The 20,899-nt window shown below is 42.4% G+C and carries 26 protein-coding genes and 1 riboswitch; of the genes, 3 read left to right on the top strand and 23 right to left on the bottom strand.

All coding sequences use genetic code 11. The annotated features are described in order from the left end of the window. Positions 1 to 49 precede the first annotated feature (49 nt). The 20 genes from MHI60_RS11345 to MHI60_RS11250 form a co-directional block, all read right to left on the bottom strand. Positions 50 to 616: a TetR/AcrR family transcriptional regulator gene (locus MHI60_RS11345; RefSeq protein ID WP_144472190.1), complete on the bottom strand. Its 567-nt coding sequence runs from the start codon at positions 614 to 616 to the stop codon at positions 50 to 52. Positions 617 to 967: 351 nt separating this feature from the next. Further along, positions 968 to 2,365 (bottom strand): Fe-S cluster assembly protein SufB, encoded by a 1,398-nt coding sequence (gene sufB, locus MHI60_RS11340; RefSeq protein ID WP_007500362.1) that lies wholly within the window; start codon positions 2,363 to 2,365, stop codon positions 968 to 970. Positions 2,366 to 2,382: 17 nt separating this feature from the next. Further along, positions 2,383 to 2,829, bottom strand: coding sequence for a Fe-S cluster assembly sulfur transfer protein SufU (gene sufU / locus MHI60_RS11335; RefSeq protein ID WP_012011181.1), 447 nt, complete (start codon positions 2,827 to 2,829; stop codon positions 2,383 to 2,385). Next, positions 2,819 to 4,039 (bottom strand): cysteine desulfurase, encoded by a 1,221-nt coding sequence (locus MHI60_RS11330; protein WP_144483439.1) that lies wholly within the window; start codon positions 4,037 to 4,039, stop codon positions 2,819 to 2,821. The genes sufU and MHI60_RS11330 overlap by 11 nt, the downstream gene beginning before the upstream one ends. Then, complete coding sequence (gene sufD / locus MHI60_RS11325) at positions 4,039 to 5,352, bottom strand: Fe-S cluster assembly protein SufD (protein ID WP_034280840.1); 1,314 nt, start codon at positions 5,350 to 5,352, stop codon at positions 4,039 to 4,041. Before sufD ends, MHI60_RS11330 begins: the two co-directional genes overlap by 1 nt. Before the next feature lie 18 nt (positions 5,353 to 5,370). Next, complete coding sequence (sufC, locus tag MHI60_RS11320; protein ID WP_034280842.1) at positions 5,371 to 6,156, bottom strand: Fe-S cluster assembly ATPase SufC; 786 nt, start codon at positions 6,154 to 6,156, stop codon at positions 5,371 to 5,373. Between the two features lie 210 nt (positions 6,157 to 6,366). Next, positions 6,367 to 6,504 carry a hypothetical protein gene (locus MHI60_RS11315; RefSeq protein ID WP_162838476.1) on the bottom strand — a complete coding sequence of 46 codons (138 nt, stop codon included), beginning with the start codon at positions 6,502 to 6,504 and terminating at the stop codon, positions 6,367 to 6,369. A gap of 215 nt (positions 6,505 to 6,719) precedes the next feature. Beyond that, complete coding sequence (locus tag MHI60_RS11310; RefSeq protein ID WP_144483442.1) at positions 6,720 to 7,088, bottom strand: carboxymuconolactone decarboxylase family protein; 369 nt, start codon at positions 7,086 to 7,088, stop codon at positions 6,720 to 6,722. A 103-nt stretch (positions 7,089 to 7,191) separates the two neighbouring features. Continuing rightward, the gene (metQ, locus tag MHI60_RS11305) at positions 7,192 to 8,013 is read right to left on the bottom strand and encodes a methionine ABC transporter substrate-binding lipoprotein MetQ (protein ID WP_048237387.1); all 822 of its coding nucleotides are present in this window, start codon (positions 8,011 to 8,013) and stop codon (positions 7,192 to 7,194) included. A gap of 14 nt (positions 8,014 to 8,027) precedes the next feature. Further along, complete coding sequence (locus MHI60_RS11300; RefSeq protein ID WP_024423401.1) at positions 8,028 to 8,696, bottom strand: methionine ABC transporter permease; 669 nt, start codon at positions 8,694 to 8,696, stop codon at positions 8,028 to 8,030. Next, positions 8,689 to 9,714, bottom strand: a complete 1,026-nt coding sequence (locus MHI60_RS11295) for a methionine ABC transporter ATP-binding protein (RefSeq protein ID WP_144483445.1) — start codon at positions 9,712 to 9,714, stop codon at positions 8,689 to 8,691. Before MHI60_RS11295 ends, MHI60_RS11300 begins: the two co-directional genes overlap by 8 nt. 154 nt (positions 9,715 to 9,868) lie before the next feature. Next, a riboswitch (SAM riboswitch) is annotated at positions 9,869 to 9,977 on the bottom strand. A gap of 102 nt (positions 9,978 to 10,079) precedes the next feature. Continuing rightward, positions 10,080 to 10,421 (bottom strand): SCP2 sterol-binding domain-containing protein, encoded by a 342-nt coding sequence (locus tag MHI60_RS11290; protein WP_024423403.1) that lies wholly within the window; start codon positions 10,419 to 10,421, stop codon positions 10,080 to 10,082. 120 nt (positions 10,422 to 10,541) lie between these two features. Further along, complete coding sequence (locus tag MHI60_RS11285) at positions 10,542 to 10,844, bottom strand: thioredoxin family protein (protein WP_144472185.1); 303 nt, start codon at positions 10,842 to 10,844, stop codon at positions 10,542 to 10,544. Positions 10,845 to 10,856: 12 nt separating this feature from the next. Next, positions 10,857 to 11,201 carry a toprim domain-containing protein gene (locus tag MHI60_RS11280; RefSeq protein ID WP_034281437.1) on the bottom strand — a complete coding sequence of 115 codons (345 nt, stop codon included), beginning with the start codon at positions 11,199 to 11,201 and terminating at the stop codon, positions 10,857 to 10,859. Between the two features lie 131 nt (positions 11,202 to 11,332). Then, positions 11,333 to 11,569 carry a YusG family protein gene (locus MHI60_RS11275; protein WP_144483448.1) on the bottom strand — a complete coding sequence of 79 codons (237 nt, stop codon included), beginning with the start codon at positions 11,567 to 11,569 and terminating at the stop codon, positions 11,333 to 11,335. Between the two features lie 44 nt (positions 11,570 to 11,613). Then, positions 11,614 to 11,997 carry a glycine cleavage system protein GcvH gene (gene gcvH, locus MHI60_RS11270; protein WP_008347039.1) on the bottom strand — a complete coding sequence of 128 codons (384 nt, stop codon included), beginning with the start codon at positions 11,995 to 11,997 and terminating at the stop codon, positions 11,614 to 11,616. Between the two features lie 66 nt (positions 11,998 to 12,063). Next, positions 12,064 to 12,420 (bottom strand): arsenate reductase family protein, encoded by a 357-nt coding sequence (locus MHI60_RS11265; RefSeq protein ID WP_024423406.1) that lies wholly within the window; start codon positions 12,418 to 12,420, stop codon positions 12,064 to 12,066. Positions 12,421 to 12,531: 111 nt separating this feature from the next. Continuing rightward, positions 12,532 to 14,313, bottom strand: a complete 1,782-nt coding sequence (locus MHI60_RS11260; protein ID WP_144483451.1) for an acyl-CoA dehydrogenase family protein — start codon at positions 14,311 to 14,313, stop codon at positions 12,532 to 12,534. A gap of 14 nt (positions 14,314 to 14,327) precedes the next feature. Next, a complete protein-coding gene (locus tag MHI60_RS11255; protein WP_024426007.1) occupies positions 14,328 to 15,503 on the bottom strand; it encodes an acetyl-CoA C-acetyltransferase in 1,176 nt (391 codons plus the stop codon). Positions 15,504 to 15,515: 12 nt separating this feature from the next. Further along, the gene (locus MHI60_RS11250) at positions 15,516 to 17,903 is read right to left on the bottom strand and encodes a 3-hydroxyacyl-CoA dehydrogenase/enoyl-CoA hydratase family protein (RefSeq protein ID WP_144483454.1); all 2,388 of its coding nucleotides are present in this window, start codon (positions 17,901 to 17,903) and stop codon (positions 15,516 to 15,518) included. Between the two features lie 199 nt (positions 17,904 to 18,102). Here MHI60_RS11250 and MHI60_RS11245 point away from each other — a divergent pair, with 199 nt between their 5' ends. The 3 genes from MHI60_RS11245 to MHI60_RS11235 are packed head-to-tail and all read left to right on the top strand — an operon-like array spanning position 18,103 to position 18,877. After that, positions 18,103 to 18,240, top strand: coding sequence for a YuzL family protein (locus MHI60_RS11245; RefSeq protein ID WP_111292652.1), 138 nt, complete (start codon positions 18,103 to 18,105; stop codon positions 18,238 to 18,240). 26 nt (positions 18,241 to 18,266) lie between these two features. Next, entirely contained in the window at positions 18,267 to 18,518 is a 252-nt protein-coding gene (locus MHI60_RS11240) for a hypothetical protein (RefSeq protein ID WP_048237393.1), read from the top strand. 11 nt (positions 18,519 to 18,529) lie between these two features. Further along, positions 18,530 to 18,877: a spore coat protein gene (locus MHI60_RS11235; RefSeq protein WP_024423410.1), complete on the top strand. Its 348-nt coding sequence runs from the start codon at positions 18,530 to 18,532 to the stop codon at positions 18,875 to 18,877. A gap of 213 nt (positions 18,878 to 19,090) precedes the next feature. On the opposite strand, the gene MHI60_RS11230 is transcribed toward MHI60_RS11235, so the two are convergent. From MHI60_RS11230 to MHI60_RS11220, 3 genes are all read right to left on the bottom strand, one after another. After that, complete coding sequence (locus tag MHI60_RS11230) at positions 19,091 to 19,342, bottom strand: YusU family protein (RefSeq protein ID WP_024423411.1); 252 nt, start codon at positions 19,340 to 19,342, stop codon at positions 19,091 to 19,093. 71 nt (positions 19,343 to 19,413) lie between these two features. Then, complete coding sequence (locus MHI60_RS11225; protein ID WP_144483457.1) at positions 19,414 to 20,244, bottom strand: ABC transporter ATP-binding protein; 831 nt, start codon at positions 20,242 to 20,244, stop codon at positions 19,414 to 19,416. A gap of 146 nt (positions 20,245 to 20,390) precedes the next feature. Further along, complete coding sequence (locus MHI60_RS11220) at positions 20,391 to 20,837, bottom strand: YusW family protein (protein WP_186437280.1); 447 nt, start codon at positions 20,835 to 20,837, stop codon at positions 20,391 to 20,393. Between the last annotated feature and the right edge of the window lie 62 nt (positions 20,838 to 20,899).

Here is a 20,899-nt window from a genome sequence, read left to right as displayed (position 1 = left end):
TCCTTTTTAGTACCACTCAGTACTAATTTGATGTAAAAAAAATGCTTCTTTATCGAAGCAAGTTAAATAAATGATCTGCTGTTTTTGTGATGACAGTGGCATCCTTCAATGTTTCTGAAATAAATAATGCCCCTTCAAGATTTGTAATAAAAAGTGATGCCACCTCATCAATCTGAATCGTATCCCTGAATTCCCCGTTCTCTACCCCTTGTTTCAGTAATAGAGAAACTTTCTTTTGTAATCCTGTAAAAAAAAGACCTATTTTTTCTTTTATTTGTGTGGCCTGTGCAGGACTTTGAATATAAAGAGTAATAAATGGACAGCCTCCCTGATACTCTCTCGACTGAACTCCTTGTGATAATTGCTTTAAAAACATTTGGATACGATCTTCAACTGAAAATTGGGTCTGAGAAATTACGTCGTCTATTGAAGCTTGATACATGTCAATCCAATAATCAACGACCCCTTCTAATAATTCCTCCTTATTAGAAAAGTGATAATACACATTAGACTTTGACACTTTGCTTACACGTACCAATTCATCCATACTTGTATAAGCAAACCCTTTTTCCAAAAATAATGTTGCAGCTACTTCAAGTACACGTTTTTGATTCATTAATTTTACCTTTGTCATAATTAGAACTATACAGTACTAATTTAAATGTGGCAAGTATTTATGTTCATTTAGAAATAAGTTTGATTAAAGAATTTTCACTCGATACGATCAAACGCAAATGAGGGAACACAAAAATAATAGGAAGGTATGCTCTCAAATGAAAAATGAGTCCAAAAAATACTGAGGCTTTTAAGGTGAAAAAGAGCCATTTGTTGAGGATTAACACTGTACACTTCTCCACATTCACAAAAAAACACAACGCCATGAAGGTCTTTAATTTACAAGTGGTATCATAACAGTATCACTCGAAATTAAATGCCTTCAAAAAGCGTTGTGTATCAATGTTTTTTATTAACCAATAGAACCTTCCATTTCAAACTTAATCAAACGGTTCATTTCAACTGCGTATTCCATTGGAAGCTCTTTTGTGAATGGCTCGATGAAGCCCATGACGATCATTTCTGTTGCTTCTTCTTCAGAAATTCCGCGGCTCATCAAGTAGAATAGCTGCTCTTCTGATACTTTTGATACTTTTGCTTCGTGCTCTAATGAAATGTTGTCGTTTAAGATTTCATTGTAAGGGATCGTATCAGACGTTGATTTGTTATCCATGATGAGTGTATCACACTCGATGTTTGAGCGTGCACCTTCTGCTTTGCGTCCGAAGTGAACGATTCCTCGGTATGTTACTTTACCGCCTTGTTTGGAAATCGATTTCGATACGATCGTTGAAGATGTGTTTGGTGCAAGGTGAATCATCTTCGCACCTGCATCTTGGTGCTGACCTTTACCTGCTAGGGCAATACTTAATGTCATACCACGAGCGCCTTCACCTTTTAGGATGACCGCTGGGTATTTCATTGTCAGCTTAGAACCGATGTTTCCATCAATCCATTCCATAGTTGCATTCTCTTCACATACTGTACGTTTTGTCACAAGGTTGAAGACGTTGTTTGCCCAGTTTTGAATCGTTGTATAACGGCAGTAGCCGCCTTTTTTAACGATGATTTCAACTACCGCACTGTGAAGTGAGTTTGTTGTGTAAACTGGTGCTGTACAGCCTTCTACGTAATGCACATGTGCGCCTTCGTCAACGATGATCAGTGTACGTTCGAACTGACCCATGTTTTCAGAGTTGATACGGAAGTATGCTTGCAGTGGAGTATCTACTTTTACGCCTTTTGGTACGTAGATAAATGAACCACCAGACCATACAGCCGAGTTAAGCGCAGCAAATTTGTTGTCAGTCGGAGGAATGACTTTTGCCCAGTGCTCACGGAAGATGTCTTCGTTCTCTTTTAATGCGCTGTCTGTATCTTTAAACACAATTCCTAGATCTTCAAGGTCTTGCTTCATGTTGTGATACACAACTTCAGATTCATACTGAGCAGATACACCAGCTAAATATTTTTGCTCTGCTTCTGGGATCCCAAGCTTATCAAAGGTTTGTTTGATTTCTTCTGGTACTTCATCCCAAGAACGCTCAGAGCGCTCTGATGGCTTTACGTAGTACGTAATTTCATCAAAGTTTAATGCATTTAAATCTCCGCCCCATTGTGGCATCGGCATGTTGTAAAAGTGCTCAAGAGATTTCAAACGGAAGTCGAGCATCCACTGAGGCTCTTCTTTCATACGAGAAATTTCTTCAACGATCTCTTTTGTCAGTCCGCGCTCTGAACGGAAAATGGAAACGTCTTTATCAGAAAAGCCGTATTTATATTCACCAACATCTGGCATTTTTTTAGCCATCCATTTTCACTCCAATCTTATGATTTGCCGTTATCTTCGGCAGATGCGCCTTTTTCAAGCGCCTTCCAGGATAATGTTGCACATTTGATGCGGGCAGGGAACTTTGCCACTCCCTGCAGCGCCTCAATGTCACCAAGATCAATGGAATCGTCGTATTCTTTTCCTAGCATCATATCGGAGAAAATCTGAGACATTTTCAAAGCTGTTTCAATATCTTTCCCTTTAATCGCCTGCGTCATCATAGAGGCAGATGCCATCGAAATCGAGCATCCTTCTCCTTCAAATTTCGCATCGGTGACTTTTTCGTCTTCTATTTTCATCGTGAGACGAATGCGGTCACCACACGTTGGGTTGTTCATATCGACGACAATGCTGTCGTTTAACACACCTTTGTTTCTCGGATTTTTATAATGATCCATAATCACTTGTCTGTACAGTGTGTCTAAGTTTACATTAAAAGACATTCGTAAAATACTCCTTTGTCTTACGGAGCGCTGCCATGAGCTCGTCAATCTCCTCTTCTGTATTGTACAGATAGAAGCTTGCTCTTGCAGTCGCTGATACACCAAGCCATTTCATGAGCGGCTGTGCACAGTGATGTCCAGCACGAATGGCGACACCTTCCGTATCCAGAACAGTTGAGGCATCATGAGGATGGACGTCGTCTAAGTTAAACGTCACAAGTCCAGCTCGGTGCTGCGGTCCGTAAACCGTGGCACCTTCAAGCTCCTTAAAGCGCTCAAGTGCATAAGTCGCAAGCTGATGCTCGTAACGGCTGACTTCTTCCATTCCGATGTCATTTAAGAAATCAATCGCTTTTCCGAGCCCAATTGCTCCGGCAATAATCGGTGTCCCCGCTTCAAATTTCCACGGAAGCTCTTTCCAAGTAGAATCATACAGATCCACAAAGTCGATCATTTCACCGCCAAACTCAGCAGGCTCCATATTATTCAAAAGGTCCTTCTTCCCGTAAAGCACACCGATGCCAGTCGGTCCACACATTTTATGCCCAGAGAATGCGAAAAAGTCACAATCTAGATCCTGAACATCAATTTGCATGTGCGGGGTGCTTTGTGCACCGTCGACGACAATGATTGCCCCATGATCGTGGGCAATTTTGGCGATTTCTTTAATTGGGTTGATGGTTCCTAATACGTTTGAAACATGTGTGACAGCAACGATTTTCGTTTGATGTGTGATCGTTTGCTTCACATCTTCAAGCGACAGCGTGCCGTCTTCCTGTAACGGAATATATTTCAATGTGGCGCCAGTTGCTTTTGCTGCCTGCTGCCAAGGGATGATATTCGCATGATGCTCCATATGCGTAATGACAATCTCATCGCCTTCTTTGAGGTTGGCTCTAGCATAGCTGATCGCCACTGTATTTAGTGCAGTTGTTGTACCTCTAGTAAAAATAATCTCCTGGACAGATGAAGCACGGATGAATGCACGAACTTTCTCTCTCGCACCCTCGTATGCGTCCGTTGCTCTTGTGCCAAGGGTATGAACACCCCTGTGAACGTTCGAATTGTAAGACCGGTAATACTCATTCATTGCATCAATGACAACTCGTGGTTTTTGAGATGTCGCTGCACTGTCCAAATACACCAAATCATGTCCGTTCACTTGCTGATGAAGGATTGGAAACTGCTCACGAACGTCTTTGATATTCATTATTTTACTTTCCTTTCAATCACAGAAACGAGCTGCTTTTTAACTCCTTCAATCGGCAGTTCTTTGACGACTGGATTTAAGAAGCCATAAATGACAAGTCTTTCTGCATCTTCTTTGGAAATCCCACGGCTCATGAGGTAATAGAGTTGAATTGGATCAACACGCCCAACAGACGCAGCGTGCCCTGCTGTTACATCATCTTCATCGATTAAAAGAATTGGGTTAGCGTCACCGCGTGCTTTCTCACTAAGCATGAGGACACGTGATTCCTGCTCTGCATTTGACTTTGTTGCGCCATGCTCGATTTTGCCAATTCCGTTAAAGATAGAGGATGCTTGATCCTTCATCACACCATGCTTCAAGATATACCCTTCAGAGTTTTTACCGAAGTGAATGATGCTTGTTGTGAAGTTTTCCGTTTGATTCCCGCGGCCAACAACAACTGATTTTGTATCACCGAATGTACCGTCGCCCATAAGCTTCGTGATGTTTTCAGACACAACGTCTCCATCATTCATCAGGCCAAGCGCCCATTCGATTTTACTGTCACGGCCATTTGCCATACCGCGTCTGTTTACATATACTGTGACTCCTTCTGCAAGGTTATCTACAGCACCGTATGTGACGCGGGCGTTTGCACCTGTGAACACTTCAGAAACGATATTGAAGATCGCTTCTTCCGGTTTTGCTGTACTGATGTAGTTTTCTACATATGTCACAGCACTATGATCGTCTGCTACAACGATGACATGGTTGAACAATGTCGTTTCGTCATTTTCATGAAGATAAACAGCTTGAATTGGTGCTTCAAGCTCAACGTTTTTCGGAACATAGAGGAAAGCTCCGCCATTCACTAAAGCAGCGTGTAAAGCTGTTAGTTTATGCTCATCCACTTTCACTGCATCTGTCATGAAGTATTGTTTCACTAAATCTCCATGCTCACGAATCGCTGTATGAAGATCAGTGAAGATCACACCTTTGTCTTTCGCTTCAGCTGAAAGAGACAAATAGGCCGGCGTTTGATCACGCTGAATGTAAACTGTCTTATCTGTGTCCTCTAAATCAATAAGTGATTTCACTTCTTCTGGAAGCTCTTCTAATGATCCAAATGGTGCACTTTCGACTGTATGCTGTTTGAAATTCGTTAAATTCCATTTTGAAATATTCGTTTTGTCAGGCTTTGGCATTGGGAGGTCTTCTGCTTTTTCAAGAGCCTGTAAGCGAAGGGAGCTCATCCATGCCGGTTCCTGATGCTTCTCGGAGAAGCTTTTGACATAATCTTGATCTACTGATAATTTCGTTTCTAATGTCATCAATAATCCTCCTAACGCTTACGCTTCTTGACCAACAGTTTCGTCTTCAATTCCTAACTCTTTTTTAATCCAGTCATAGCCTTCTGCTTCTAGACGCTGCGCGAGTTCTGGTCCGCCAGATTTCACAATACGACCTTGCATCATGACATGAACGTGATCTGGTGTGATGTAGTTCAACAGGCGCTGATAGTGAGTGATCATTAAGCAGCCGAAGCTTTCGCCGCGCATTTTGTTAATTCCTTTAGAAACAACTTTCAAGGCATCGATATCAAGACCAGAATCGATTTCGTCAAGGATGGCGATCTTTGGCTCAATCATCATTAATTGAAGAATTTCGTTGCGTTTTTTCTCCCCGCCTGAGAAACCTTCGTTTAGGTAGCGCTGTGCCATATCTGGGTCCATTTCAAGGAACTCCATGTTTTCGTCCATTTTGCGGATGAATTTCATAAGAGAGATTTCATCGCCTTCTTCTCTGCGTGCGTTAATAGCAGAACGAAGGAAGTCAGCATTTGTGACACCGCTGATTTCAGATGGGTATTGCATCGCAAGGAAAAGACCAGCTTGAGCGCGCTCATCTACTTCCATTTCAAGGACATCTTCGCCATCAAGCAAGATGCTGCCTTGTGTTACTTCATATTTTGGGTGACCCATAATTGCAGCAGATAAAGTAGATTTACCTGTTCCGTTTGGTCCCATTACTGCGTGGAATTCTCCACCTTTTATCTCGAGGTTTACACCCTTTAAGATTTCTTTCCCTTCAATCTCAACGTGCAAGTCCTTAATTGTTAATGTCGAAGCAGTCATATATCGATACCTCCAAAATAATCATTATTCTCAATTTATTCTCATTCTAATTTTATAACAAATTAAAACTGAATACAACACATTCACGATAAGCGTGAGAGGATGCTCTCAAAATTCTAACAAAAAAAGCAGGTAGATAAAAGGATTTATGTCGAAAAGACTGTTTTCATAAAGAAAGGGCGGGAAACTGTTCTCCCCGCCCCTCAGCTATTAATAGCCTCGTATATTCATTTTTGCGAGCTGTCTTTTCTCATCTCGGTAGGACTGCTCTCGTTTATATTCCACTTTCATCCGTAAGTCATGGTCTCTTTCGTACTCTGCATAGCTCATGCCATGAGCTTGATGCATGGCCTTTTCCATCTCGGCGGTATAATCCAATCCCAGTGTACTATGGTCCGAACAAATAATAAACCATTCCCTTCCTTGAGTGTAGCTTTATTGTAGCAAACGTATGCGGCTTCACTCAAAAGGGATATGACACCTTATGCTGGCATATTTTCTCACACAATCGGATGAGAAGCACTCAACTCCCTGAGATGGAAAAATACCGTGTTTTGCTTCCCTTAATGCGTCTGTCCTCCAAATTCATCAATACATTGCTGAACGACAGTGATTCCTTGGCTTAGTGCTGCCCCGCCGCCAAAAGCTGCCGCCACGCTGACAACCTCCAGCAAATTCTCTTCTGTCGCCCCTTGATCTAGTGCTCCCTTTGTATGATAAATCATGCAGTATTCATCTTGTGCATGAATACTGATGCCGAGGGCAATCATTTGTTTTTCCTTTTGCGTTAATGAATCGCTTTGGAAGCACTGCTCCGTAAATTCATTAAATTTCTTTCCAAACACCGGCATTTTCTTCTGGAATTCACCCATTGCGGTTTTATAATCAGTCAGTGATTGCTGCATGGATTCGCTCATATGCTGTTCATTCATCTTCATTCCATCCCTTCAGGTCATTTGTACGTTTTTATTATGAGCGAGATTTGAAAAAATACACAAAAAACCTCGCTTTGGTAGAAGCGAGGTTGAAATGTTGTTATTCAGATACAGGCAATACTGCACCGTCATATTTTTTGTCGATGAATTCTTTGATTTTATCAGAATGAAGAACTTCCATTAATGTCTTGATCTTATCTGATTTTTCGTCACCTTTGCGAACCGCAACGATGTTTGCATATGGGTTGTTCTTTGTTTTTTCAAGTTCGATTGAATCTTTTTTCGGATTCAATTTGTTTTGGATCGCATAGTTTACGTTGATAAATACAGCATCGCCTTCACTATTTTCATAAGCTTTCGCAGTTAATTCAGGCGCGATTTTTTTGAATTTTAGGTTCTTTGGGTTTTCTTTAATGTTCTTGACTGTTGCGTTGATTGTATCAACCTTTGGATCAAGCTTGATGACACCAGCATTTTGCAGCAGGGCAAGCATACGGCCTTGTTCAGCTACGTTGTTTGTCATGATGATTGTGCCGCCGTTTGGAATATCTTTTACTGATTTGTATTTCTTAGAGTAGATACCGAAAGGCTCAAGGTGAACCGCACCAGCACTCACTAGGTTATAATCTTTGTTTGATTTATTTTCTTCGTTTAAGTAAGGGATATGTTGGAAAAAGTTCGCATCCACTTCTTTTTCAGCTAACGCTTTGTTGTACATTTTATAATCGCTAAGCACTTTCACTTTTAAATCGTAGCCTTTTTCTTTTAGAAGTGGTTTTGCTTCTTCAAGAATTTCGGCATGCGGCGTTTTTGAAGCGGCAACCGTAATGGTTTTGCTTTCACTTGCGTTATTAGATGAACCGCATGCAGCTAAAATACCTGCAAATGCTAGAAATAGTGCACTTAAAATCAATTTCTTCATGAATAAATCCTCCCTTAACGTTTATCAATTTTATTTGTAATCAAATCACCGATTATTTGAATAATAAAGACGATGATGAGAATAAACACAGTGGCTACAAGTGTGACATCTGTATTACCAGATTGGTACCCTTCCACATAGGCGAGGTCACCAAGTCCGCCTGCTCCAATTGCACCTGCAATCGCAGTAGAGCCAATCAGAGCAATCGCTGTTACGGTAATACCTGAAATAAGGGCCGGCAATGATTCTGGCAGCAATACTTTGAAAATGATTGTCGACGTTTTTGCTCCCATTGATCGTGCTGCTTCAATGACTCCTTTGTCTACCTCACGCAGTGCAATTTCGACTAGACGTGCGTAGAATGGAGCTGATCCTATGACAAGGGCAGGGAGTGCTGCATTTGGGCCTAGAATCGTATGCATTAAGAATTTCGTGAACCCTAATAAAAGAATAATTAAAATGATAAAAGGAATCGATCTGAAAATGTTGACGACAGCGCCGATGACAGCATTAATCGGTTTATTTTCCCAAAGACCGCCTTTTCCTGTAAGGAAGAGCAGGAGTCCTAGGATAATCCCGATTGCAAAGGCAAATGCCAATGAAATGAGTGTCATATACACTGTTTCACCTGTTGCACTCCAGATGACGTCTAAATCAACGTTCGGAAACCATTTCTCAAACATGTGTCATCACCTCGATTTCAACCTGTTTGCTTTGGATATAGGCGATGGCTTTTTCTACCTCGGTCTCTTCTCCATTAATGTGGATAAAGAGTGTTCCAAACGCGCCTTCCTGCGTTTGAGAAATCTTCCCTTGAAGGATGTTCACATCGACGTTGAAGGATCGAATGATTTCAGTGATCAGCGGCTGCTCGGCAGAATCTCCGATAAAGGACAACCTTACGACCTGACCTTCTTTTACTCGCTCAAGGACATGCTCAATTGTTTCTTTCGCTTCCTCAGGTTCAGCAAGCTGTTTCACAAATCGCTTCGTCATTTCTTCCTTCGGCTGTCTGAAGACGCGCAATACTTCGCCTTCTTCGACAATACGTCCATTTTCCATGACCGCGACGCGATGACAAATTTTGCGGATGACGTGCATTTCGTGTGTAATCAGCACAATCGTGAGCCCTAGTCGTTTATTGATATCCGCCAAAAGCTCAAGGATAGAATCGGTCGTTTGCGGATCTAACGCAGATGTCGCTTCATCACATAGAAGAACCTTTGGATCATTCGCTAATGCTCTCGCAATACCGACACGCTGTTTTTGCCCGCCGCTTAGCTGAGACGGATATGCATTTTCTTTTCCTTCTAAACCGACCAATTTAATCAGTTCATTCGCACGCTCTCTCCGTTTCGATGTCGGTACACCTGCGATCTCAAGCGGGAACATAATATTTTGTCTCACCGTTCTTGACCAAAGCAAGTTAAAGTGCTGGAAGATCATGCTGATTTCTTGTCTTGCTTTCCGAAGTTTCGTATTCGATACTTCATTGATTCGGTTGCCTGCCACTTCAACAATTCCTTCTGTTGGCAGCTCCAGACCGTTTAATAGGCGAATAAGTGAGCTTTTTCCTGCACCGCTATACCCGATAATTCCGAATATTTCACCTTTATCAATATCCAAGTTGACGTCTTTTACGGCATCAACATTTCCGCTTTTTGAATAGTACGTTTTTGATACATTCTGTAAATGAATCACAGTCTGATCACCTGCTTTCTTGCTGAATCTATAGGTTGCCATCACATACGTTATTTATTCTTCTTTCTGTCATGACTCTAGCCTGTCGCCAGGTCAGTAAAAAAGACCTAACTGCAACGCAAGCAGAAAGGCCTTTTATGTCAATTACGCCTTTCTCTCATCTTTCAAAGCGCTGCGGCTTTGAGTGAATTGGCACCAATTTCAGCTATGCTGACGGTTGCCGGGTTTCATAGGGCACGTCCCTCCACCTCTCTTAATAAGAGAAAATATGTTGTTTTATGTGATGTTCATGTTTTTACTAACGTAGAATATCATGCTACCCGAGATATGTCAACGCTGTAAATCGCTAATTTCCAAGTAAACAACTACGTTATCATTTTTCGAAAAAAACCGTTCGTCAGCCAAAGCACTGCCTCTAGTCTAAGGAGCGCCCGGAATGACCCTTTGACTTTGACTTGTCCCCTGCTGATTAACTGCTGTAAGGACATATCTCCATCTAATAATTGAAGAATTTCTTTCCTCTCACCATAAAAGATGAGATCCGATAACTCAATTGCAGGTAGTTTCTTCACTTCACCACGTTCATCCACAATCAATGTACAAGAGTCAGTTTCCGCCTCAAATGTAATCTTCAAGGATGATGATGAGAGCAGCGGCTTTAATAATAAACGCTGCCCTGTGTTACCATGGGCTTTCACATTTTCCACATGTATAACCTCCCTGTCATTTGGTTATACATAACATTTCTCTACAAACATCGGCTTGTCCTTTATAAATAACTCGACAAATTTTCAAATGAATTTCTTGAAATATGACAAAAAACCGCTTTATTTAGCGGTTTCAATCATTTCATGAAGATATGGAACTGAGTGAAATGCATAGCCTTTTTGCACCAATTCACCTTTTTTAAACAGTAGAAAGCAAGGAACACTCTCGATCTCAAACTCTTTCGCAAAGCTTGGCGAGTAGTTTAAATTATTTTCGTAAAATGGTACATCCGGCTGCATGGCGTCTACGACTGCCAGCATTTTCTTTGCCAGCTGGCATGTTCCGCAAAACGGTGTATATAAGTATAAAAGAAATAAATCGTCCTCTATCTCTTTGAATTCGTGTTCTTCAATCTCTTTCATATACGTCCACCCTCATAAATATTTCGAATGAACATCAATGTTTGCAGCTAATAGGATAGATGCAATGTGGGCTGACGGTGAAGCGGCCACTTCGCGGTACGTTCTGTCGACAAAAAGATGAAGTGCTTCAGGGAATTCTTTTCGAAATTGCTTCCGCAGTTTGTCGCCTGCATCGTCACTGTCTGCTAATATGTAAACGTCTTTCCCCAATAAATCGTCTACAAGCTGATCCAGCTTCGATGTACTGATCGTGCCATTGGTGCAAATGATGGTAACAGGTTCACTTATGACTTCTTTTAGCTTTTGTTTGTCTGTTTTACCTTCTACAATGATGACCTTTTCTATCTCGACATTCATCACGATCACCCGGCCCTTTTGACGTTGATTCACTTCTTCCTTAGATTACAATCTTTCATTCAGGTTGTAAAGATTGAGCGCCTCGTCATCAAAAAGACTGCAGCTTCTGTTCACTGCAGTCTCATCTGTGATTAGCACCAGCCATTTTCATCGTCACAGTCAACATATTTTTCTGTCCCGTGGGTCAATGTATCCGTTAGTAGATAAAAACGGTTTTGATCATAGGAATATCCCGATTTCAGCTCATATTGGTTTTCACTAATCATCGTGCCAATCTCTTCATTTTGATGATAAAGCACCATGCCGCTTTCTTTAAATCGTCCAGTGACATGCTCTGTTATATCCACGTGTTCTTTTTGAAAAGACAAATTGGACACCCCCCATAAAGGTAGAGTGTCCAATTCCACATGAATTAGTCTTCTTTTGTCATTTCTTCATATTGCTCAGCCGTCATTAAGTTCTCGATTTCAGATGCATCAGCTGGTTCTACAACGATCATCCATGCTTTTTCGTATGGAGAGTCGTTGACGAATTCTGGGCTGTCATCCAGCTCATCGTTCACTTCAACGATTGTGCCATTGATCGGTGCATAAAGTTCAGAAACAGTTTTCACTGATTCTACACTTCCGAAAGGCTCGTCCGCTGTGATTTTGTCTCCTACTTCAGGAAGCTCAACGAACACGATATCGCCCAGCTCAGATTGAGCAAAATGCGTAATACCGATACGCACCTTATCTCCTTCTACTTTGACCCATTCATGTTCTTCTGAATAACGTAAATCTTTTGGTGTGCTCATTCAATACCCCTCCAGTCTTTTCTTACAATCTATATTGAAGATACCACAATCTGAATGAAAGTTACATCATTTCCAGACGCTTTTAAATGTATCTTCATTAAATCCAACCGTCACTCGTTTTCCGTCTGTTGTAATCGGGCGCTTAATCAGCATTCCGTTAGACGCGAGTAATTCTAGCTGCTCGTCCTCTGACATTGCAGGAAGTTGATCTTTCAGCTGCAGCTCCCGGTATTTTTGTCCGCTTGTATTAAAGAATTTCTTCAGCTCTAAACCGCTTTTTTCGTAAAGGGCTTTTAATGTTTCTTTATCAGGCGTCTCTTCGACGATATGTATGCTGTTGATGTCTTTATTGTGTGCTTCCAGCCATTTTTTTGCTTTTCGGCATGTACCACAAGATGGGTATTCATAAAAATCTAAAGCCACCATTTTCACCTCCTGCAAATAGTGACAACATTTTATCACAAAATATTTTAAAAACCTAAATGTATGCTTACAAAAAGGTGCGGAGTGATATCCGCACCTTTTAAGCCGTCCTTATACGATATATTTCTCTGCTTCAAAGATTCGTTTCGCCACTTCGCGCTTTTTGGCGATGACATTGATCGGAGTAAATCGCGTCAACTTGCGAAGGGCTGACAGGCTCATGCGGAGTGAATCCCCTTCCTCCATCGCAATCAAAGATTCTTTTGCATGGGCTTCAATCTTTAAGAAAGCTTCCTGCGTGAAAATTTGAGTGTAAGCAAGCTTTTGAGCATTCTTTTCTTCCCCTGTTGCAGCGATTGCCTTTTCTGTGCGCAGAATCGCTGATTCAGCAGCAAAAATTTCATTGACGATATCGGCTATGTTCACAAGAATTTCTTGCTCTTTGTCTAAGGCTTTCCCGTATTTCATTGCTGCCATACCAGCCACCATTAAGGCGATCTTTTTCCCATGAGAGAGCAAATATTTTTCTTGATCGAGCGGCTGATCGCCTGGCTCTTCCGGCATCATCATCATCAGCTCTTCCTGTAAGGTTTGCGCCTTTTGAAGCAGCGGGAGCTCTCCTTTCATCGCTTTTTTCAAGAATGTACCTGGTACAAGTAAACGGTTGATTTCGTTTGTCCCTTCAAAAATCCGGTTAATTCGTGAGTCACGATAGGCTCTTTCGACCTCGTATTCTTGCATGAATCCATATCCGCCGTGAATCTGCACGCCTTCATCCACAACATAATCTAACGTTTCAGAGCCAAGCACTTTACAGAGAGAACATTCAATCGCATATTCCGCAATGGATTGAGCAATTTGTTTGCCGTCTTTTTGCTCTTCATCACTTAAGAGACCCATCCGCTGTTCAAATAATCCAACCGTGCGGTAAACTGCACTTTCCATTGCATAGAGCTTTGCTGACATATTGGCTGCTTTTTCACCAATTAAGCTGAATTGAGAAATTGGTGTTTTGAATTGCTTACGCTGGTTCGCATATTCTGCCGACAATTGAATGACGCGTTTTGATGCACCGATTGTGCCAACTGCCAGCTTATAGCGCCCAATATTCAAAATGTTAAAGGCAATCACATGTCCTCTGCCTGCTTCACCGAGCAAATTCTCCTTCGGTACTTGGGCATCTTCAAGAATCAATGTTCTTGTCGATGATCCTTTAATACCCATCTTTTTCTCTTCAGGTCCCGTTTTGACACCTGGAAAATCCTTTTCGACGATAAAAGCAGAGAAGTGTTCCCCATCAATCTTCGCATACACAACAAAGACATCGGCAAATGCAGAGTTTGTGATCCACTGCTTTTCTCCATTGAGGACATAATGGGTACCTGCTTCATTCAGAACTGCCATTGTTTTTGCTCCAAGAGCGTCAGAGCCTGATCCCGGCTCAGTGAGTGCGTACGCCGCAATGGTTTCCCCAGAGGCGAGTCCAGGCAGGTACGTTTCCTTTTGCGCTTGATTTCCGAAGAGTACGATCGGCAGAGAACCAATACCGACATGAGCGCCATAGGAAAGTGAGAAGCTTCCTGCTCTAGCGAATTTTTCAGTAATGATAGCTGAACTGATTTTATCTAATCCAAGCCCGCCGAATTCTTCAGGCACATCGGCTCCTAAAAGTCCAAGCTCACCAGCCTTTTTGAGTAGCCTCACCGAATGCTCGAACTCATGGTTTTCAATTTGATCTATATGTGGAACCACATCTTGTAAAATATAATCCTCTGTTGTCTTTCCAATCATTTGATGTTCATCAGAGAAATCCTCCGGTGTAAAGATATGCTCATAATTCGTCTCATCAATTAAAAAGCTTCCACCCTTTTTTACATCTTCCAATGCTTTCATCCTGATTTCCCCCTTTAAATCAATTCAAAAATTCCTGCTGCTCCCATGCCTCCGCCGATACACATTGTGACAATGCCAAATTGCTCGTTTCGTCGTTTCATTTCATGAATAAGTGACAGCGTGAGTTTCGTACCTGTACAGCCGAGCGGATGTCCGAGCGCAATCGCCCCGCCGTTGACATTCACCTTTTCTTCATCAATCCCTAAATGGCGAATGACTTGAATTGCCTGAGAAGCAAACGCTTCGTTTAATTCAAACAGTCCAATATCCTTTAGCTCTAGTCCAGCGATTTTCAGCGCACGCGGAATGGCTTCAACCGGCCCGATCCCCATTACCTCAGGCGGTACACCACCGACAGCAAATGCTCTGAACTTAGCGAGCGGCTGAAGAGAAAGTGAGGATGCTTTCTCGCGGTCCATCATCATCACACACGCAGCCCCGTCACTTGTTTGAGACGAGTTCCCTGCGGTCACCGTGCCTTTTGTCGAAAAGGCTGGACGCAAAGTAGACAGAATCTCCTCCGTTGTGCCTGCTCTCACACCTTCATCCTGTGAGAACGTGAATTGATGCTCTTCTAATTGATATTGCTCACCTACCCGTCGCTCTGTTACATCAACAGGCACAATTTCATCTGAAAATTTCCCTTCTTGAAGTGCCTTTGCTGCCTTTTGATGACTCCTCACCGCAAAGGCGTCCTGATCTTGACGTGTGACCTGATACTTTTGCGCCACTTGCTCTGCCGTGTGCCCCATGCTCATGTAGTATTCAGGTGCTTGCTCTGCCAAGAGAGCATTTGGACGAATGGAATGACCCATCATCGGCACCTGCGACATCGATTCGACTCCTCCGGCTAAAATCGTGTCTGCCTGCCCAAGCATAATTCGTTCACCCGCATAAGCGATAGACTGAAGACCAGATGAGCAGTAACGGTTTATGGTGATGGCAGGTACTGTATAAGGCAGTCCTGCTAATGCCCCAATATTTCGGGCCACATTTAACCCTTGCTCTGCTTCTGGTGTTGCACAGCCAATGATCAAGTCATCTATCTGACCGTCGTATTCACCGGCACGCTTTAACGTTTCTTTTACACATAATGCGCCCATATCATCAGGACGGACATGTTTTAACGATCCTTTTTTCGCCTTCCCTACTGGTGTTCTTGCGCCAGCGACAATGACTGCTTCTCTCATTTTGACTCCCCCTTAGTTACGTAAAGGTTTTCCTTTGACGAGCATGTGCTGCATACGTGCCTGTGATTTCACTTCTCCTACAAGACTTAAAAAGGCTTCTCTTTCAAGCTCTAATAAGTATTGCTCCTCTACCTCTGTTCCAAATGGCAGTTTCCCGCCGGAAATGACATGAGCTAATTTTTTTACAATGGTCATGTCATGCTCTGAAATGTATCCAGACAGTCTCATATTTTCAGCAGCCAAAATCATCGCTGCATAGCCTGTTTCTCCCATGACCGGCACCTTTTGCTTGAGCGGTGCACGGTAACCAGCTTCATCAAGAGAGAGCACCAGTTGTTTTGCATCATAGATCAAGTGATCTCCGTTCATACTGATCCGGTCACTCATGCGGAGCATGTTCATATCCCGCGCATCCTCAGCTGAAGTCGATACTTTTGCCATTGCAATTGTTTCAAATGTTTTCAGCGTGGCATCCTGTATAGCCGTCGGCGACGGCTTCGCTGACCCTTGCAGGTGACGAAGATATAACTCTTTGTTTCCGCCGCCTCCTGGAATCAGCCCAACTCCCGCTTCCACAAGTCCCATGTAAGTTTCGCTGGACGCCTGTATAGCTGCTGCCGGCAGACAAACTTCTGTTCCGCCTCCTAATGTCATCCCAAACGGTGCGGCTACGACTGGGCGCTCGCTATATTTCACCTTCATCATTGCCTGCTGGAAGCGCCTGATCACAAAGTCAATTTCAAAGAAATTATCGTCCTGTGCTTCCATTAAAATCAGGGCAAGGTTAGCGCCAACACAGAAGTTCTTCCCTTGGTTTCCGATGACAAGCCCTTTATAATTCTTTTCCGTCTCATCAACAGCGCGATTGATCATATCAATGACATCTAGTCCAATGGCATTGCTTTTAGAGTGAAATTCGAGCAAGGCGACATCATCACCAATATCGATCAGGCTCGCACCAGAATTTTTGAAGATAACGTCGTGTTTCTTTTTCAATCTAGCTAAAGATATATGTTTGTCGTTTCCTTTTTCCTGTTCATAAGCCCCGTTATGATAAAACGCTCGCTCTCCATCAGCATTCTCTTGATAGAATGTCTCGTGTCCTTTTGACAGCATGTCTTGCACCCACGCTGGGATGCTGTGACCTTCTGCTTCCATGCGCTCGGCGGCTTTTTTGACACCAATTGCATCCCACAGCTCAAATGGGCCATGCTGCCAGCCAAATCCCCATTTCATTGCGTTATCGATAGACTGAATATCATCCGCAATTTCACCTTTTAGATGAGCTGAATAAAGAAGCACGGGCGCTGTCATATTCCAGAGCAATTGTCCTGCACGGCCATCCTGATAAATAAGCGCTTTCAACTTTGCTTTTGCACCCTTTTGCTGTTTCGCCATTTCAATGCCTGGATCTTTTAGCTTTGTGCGTTCTCCATATGTGAGCGTCACTGGGTCAAGCTCTAAAATGACCTTCCCATTTTTTTGATAAAATCCTTGCCCTGCCTTGCTGCCAATCCATCCTTTTTCGAGCATTCTTTCAATAAACTCAGGCAGCTGGAAAATCTCTTTTTCCTTTCCTTCTACCTGTTCATAGACGTTTCGTGCCACATGAGAAAATGTGTCAAGCCCCACTACATCAAGTGTACGGAAGGTCGCACTTTTCGGTCTTCCAATGAGAGGTCCTGTGACAGAATCCACTTCCCCGATGGTGTATTTGTTCTCAAGCATTTCACGCACTGTGACAAGAAGCCCATACGTGCCAATGCGGTTTGCAATAAAGTTCGGTGTGTCCTTTGCTTCAACCACACCTTTGCCGAGTACATCCTCGCCAAATGTTTTCATAAATGAAAGTACTTCTGGATCGGTTTCTTGAATAGGAATGATTTCTAAGAGCTTTAAATAACGAGCTGGGTTAAAAAAATGTGTGCCTAAAAAGTGGCGTTTAAAATCATCTGATCGGCCTTCTGCCATTTTTTCAACCGAAATACCAGATGTATTGCTCGAAACGATGCTTCCTTCTTTGCGGTGTTCGTCGATGAGAGAGAATACGTGCTTTTTGATGCTGAGCTTTTCAGTGACGACTTCAATGATCCAGTCAGCTTCGTGTAATAAGGAAAGGTGGTCTGTGAGATTTCCCGGTGTGATGTATGATAGGTTTTTTGCTGAAGTAAGAGGTGCTGGCTTTTGCTTTAACAATTTTTTCATCGCTTCTTGACTTAATCGATTCCGAACACTAGGGTGATCAAGCGTCCGCTTTTTCGCCGTTTCTTCCTTTGTCAGTTCATTTGGCACAATATCTAGCAGTGTTACTGGTATCCCAATATTGGCTAGATGCGCAGCAATGCCTGAGCCCATGACACCTGAACCAATGACAGCCGCCTTGCGAATATGTTTGCCCATAAATATCCCCCTAAACATTTTGAATGAACAGTCATTCATTTTTTGTCCAAAAAAAAGCAATGCCTCTTTCTTTATCTTAAAAGATTTTCCGAAACAGTTCAATAGCAGATTTCAAAAATTTACACATTCTCAAGTGCCTCCGTTTGCGGCGTATGAATTAAAGATGAGAGGGAATTGTAAGAATGGAGGTGATGTCCACATGTCTCGTTTGAAGAAAAACCCATCGAAAGCAGGCGTAAGTGCTGCAAGTGTAAAAGGAAACGCAGGTCCATCACAGGAAGCAGACCTTGGCGGGAAAAAAACCAGTCAAAATCAGCAATATAAAAAGCATCAGTAAGGAAACAAAATCGTAAGGAGGAACACATGTTGAACAATCAGCAAATGAATATGCCCCCAGAAGTCATTTCAGTGAAGGATTCCTTGTACTTAGAGGATATGCTCAATTGGAACTTGATCGCCATGAAAAAGGCTCATTTTATGGCCGAGCATTGCCAAGACCAAACATTAAAACAAGAATTAAATCAAGTTGGCCAAATGCATCATCAGCATTACACACAAATTCTTCAGCATTTAGGCAGCTCAGGGCAAGGCCAGTCTACTGGCTTTATGCAATAGGAGGAAAAAACATGGAACAGCAAAATCAACAAAAAATCGGGAATCCACAAACTCCGGTTCCCACAACAACCAACATGAACGATCGTGATTTCGTCACAGATCTCTTGTCGACTGAAAAATATATGACAAGTGGATACAACACAGCGCTCAATGAATTCAGTCATGAATCTCTTTATCAGGATATTCAGCGAATTGCGCTCGAAACACAGAAAACACAAAGACATTTATATGATGTCATGTTCCGATATGGCTGGTATTCTGTTGAAGCCGCTGATCAGCAAAAGCTCCAGCAGGCACACCAGAAATTCCAGCAAACACTGACAGATCAATCCCCGTACGGATCATCACAAATGTCATAAGAAAAAACTGCCAGTTGGAGCTGGCAGTCAATTGTTGATAAAGGGCTAAAATGATTTTTATTTTAGCCTTTTGTCTTCTTTTCAGCGTGATAGAAAACCTTTGCAGTCTAGGAAGGACAGCTACTTTTGCGGAGCGAATTGAACATTCGTGAGCACCAGCGCACAGGACTGACAAAGAATGCGAGGGTTTGTCTACACGCTGCTGGCAGTTTTTTAACGGTCTTTATTGGCGCGATGAGCTTCATTCAACTGTTTGATCCGTTGAATCGTGTGTTTGATTTCTTCTTTTGCCTCTGGATATGTTTCATTGAAATGCTTTGCTAGCGGCGGCATGCTTTTTGCAATATGAGAGTAGATCACCCACTGTTTCACATCTTGTTTCAGCTCGTCTGTTGATTCACCGAGCAGCAGCTCTGTATATTTATCAAGCAAGCCTTCCAGCTTTTCATCTAATTCATTTCCCATTGATACTCCGCTCCTTTTTCAGAAAAAAGCCTGACTCTGTGAGACACAGATGTCAGGCTTTTGACATACGATTATCTTGCAGCAAGAAATGTTTCAGCTTGCGCTTGCTGCACAATACAGCGTCCTCTACCGTGCGGAATACATAATGGTGTTCCAAATAAAGGATCTGTTGTCACTTGGCAATTCATATCAAAGACATTTTTCACGAGATCACAATTAATCACTTTTTCTGGTCTGCCTTCTGCATAGATCGACTTGTCTTTAATCGCCACAAGATGATGAGCATATCTGCATGCGAGATTGAGATCATGAAGAACCATCACAATCGTGCGCTGCTCTTTCTCATTTAAATCAAACAGAAGGTCCAAAATTTCGATTTGATGCGTCATGTCTAAATATGTCGTCGGCTCATCTAACAAAATAATATCGGTCTCTTGTGCCAGCGTCATCGCAATCCATGCACGCTGCCTCTGCCCTCCTGATAATGAATCAACGGTCCGATCAGCAAGGTCTTCCATCTTTGTTGACTTCAATGCACGGTTCACTGCTTCTTCATCTTGCTTCGACCACTGCTTCAGCCAATTTTGATAAGGATATCTGCCTTGCTTCACTAACTGATGCACGGTCAATCCTTCTGGGGCTTCTGGTCCTTGTGGAAGAATGGCGAGCTGTTTCGCTACTTCCTTTGTAGGTAATTTTGCAATGGAATGACCTTCAAGCAGAACAGAACCACCCATTGGCTTCATGAGACGGGCCAAAGAGCGAAGTAGCGTGGATTTACCGCATCCATTACTGCCAATAAATACTGTGATTTCTCCCTTAGGGATTGATACATTTAGTTCGTCTATGATCATTGTTTCTCCGTAGCCTAAGCTTAAACCTTCAGTAGAAATGGCACTCATTCCGCTCAAACGCTCCTTTTCTCATCCAAATTTTTATATGAAATATCGTCTATGTACAGACGTAAAAGATCACTTATCTCAATTTAGTGTATCAGATTTAAGTGATCTTGAAAATCATTTTCAATTAAAAAATGAGAAAGTCTCGTTTATTTCTTCTTTTGGAATGTACGTTTGGTCCCATCTTCGAGCTTCAGATCGATCTGAATCCGCTGATAGTCATCATCTAAATTAAAAGCAGTTAATAGTTCGTTTACATACGATTCATTGATCTTTGCACTAGGAATCGACATATCATTCAGCTTCATCTTCATCTCGCGCAAGGCTTCTTCCCCTTCATAGCGGACACCATTCATATGATCACGAATGAGTGCTTCCTCTTTGCCTCTTGCCTGACGGTAAGTCGCTTCGTATAATTCGTTTTTCTGTCCATATTGTACATGCAGATGCATATGCTGAAATGGCAGTTCCTTCATTTGAACAGCTGACAGACTTTCTGCTTCTGCTTCATGTGTTTGTTGTAACGGTTCAATTGATTGACAGCCGGACAGCATAAAGAGCAGCACTCCTATTCGTCCCGCCTTCTTCCAACACATCATGTGTTTCCTCCTATTTCACAGCATCGCTTTTTATTCTTCTCCAAGCTCCTTTTCGTTAT

Source organism: Bacillus sp. FSL K6-3200 (assembly GCF_038630485.1).
Classification (GTDB): Bacteria; Bacillota; Bacilli; order Bacillales; family Bacillaceae; genus Bacillus; species Bacillus safensis.
This window is presented reverse-complemented; position numbering and strand designations above follow the sequence as displayed.